1 protein-coding gene is annotated in these 1,232 nt (G+C 54.0%); it reads left to right on the forward strand.

The annotated features are described in order from the left end of the window. The first annotated feature begins 63 nt into the window (after nt 1-63). Nucleotides 64-1,214, forward strand: a protein-coding gene (locus KY379_RS27145; RefSeq protein WP_261242705.1) for an IS3 family transposase whose coding sequence is annotated in 2 segments (ribosomal slippage) — nt 64-298 and nt 298-1,214 — 1,152 coding nt in all. Because the reading frame shifts where the segments join, the coding sequence is not laid out codon by codon here. The last annotated feature ends 18 nt before the right edge of the window (nt 1,215-1,232 follow it).

A 1,232-nucleotide genomic window follows, 5' to 3' on the forward strand; every position in this document is an offset into this window, starting at 1 on the left:
TGAATCGCCCCTAGTTTCGTAGACACCTCCAAGCCTCATAATGAGGCCCAAATAGGAGGTGCCATGAGTCGTCAGCGTTATCCCGAAGAATTTAAGATCGAAGCGGTCAAGCAAGTGACCGAAAAAGGCAAACCTGTCGCCGATGTCGCCCAGCGCCTGGGCATGTCCGTGCACAGCCTTTACGCCTGGATCAAGGTCTACAGCAAGCCCCAAGAGCAGCGTCAGCAAGACGACGATCAGCAGGCCGAACTGCGCAAGCTGCGCGCTGAACTCAAGCGCGTGACGGAAGAGCGAGACATCTTAAAAAAGGCCGCCGCGTACTTTGCCAAGGAGTGCGGCTGAAGTACGCCTTCATCAAGAAGCACTCGACTGATTACCCGGTGCGGCGCCTTTGCCAAACCCTCAAGGTGCATCCCAGCGGCTACTACGCCTGGCTGGCCGAGCCTCAATCTGCCCGAGCAAAAGAAGATCAACGTCTGCTTGGCTTGATCAAACACGCTTGGCTAGAGAGCGGAGGTGTATACGGCTACCGCAAAATTCACGATGACCTCCGTGAGCTGGGAGAGGAATGCGGACGAAATCGAGTCGGGCGCTTGATGCAGGCGGAGGGGCTGCGTTCGCAAACGGGCTATCGGCGGCGTCCAGGGTTTTACGGTGGAAAACCAACAGTGGCCTCGCCCAACCACCTCGCGCGACAGTTCAAGGTCAGTGAGCCGAACAAGGTCTGGGTGACAGATATCACTTACATTCGCACCTATGAAGGATGGCTCTATCTGGCGGTGGTGCTGGATCTGTTCTCACGCCAAGTAATTGGTTGGTCAATGAAGCCAAGGATGTGCAGCGACCTGGCTATCGACGCAATGTTGATGGCTGTGTGGCGACGCAAGCCACAGCAGCAAGTGATGATTCACTCAGATCAAGGTAGTCAGTTCAGTAGCTCAGATTGGCAAAGCTTCTTGAAGGCTAACAATGTAGTCAGCAGCATGAGCCGGCGGGGAAACTGCCACGACAATGCCGTAGCCGAGAGCTTTTTCCAGCTTTTGAAGCGGGAGCGAATCCGACGAAAGATCTACACAACCCGTGAAGAAGCCCGAAGTGATATTTTCGATTACATCGAAATGTTCTATAACTCTAAACGCCGACACAGTAGTGCTATGCAGCTGTCTCCAATAGAGTATGAGAAACGCTATTTCCTGAGCTTGGAGAGTGTCTAGGAAACCAGGGGCGATTCA

The organism is Pseudomonas sp. HD6422, from assembly GCF_025377065.1.
Lineage (GTDB): Bacteria > Pseudomonadota > Gammaproteobacteria > Pseudomonadales > Pseudomonadaceae > Aquipseudomonas > Aquipseudomonas putida_U.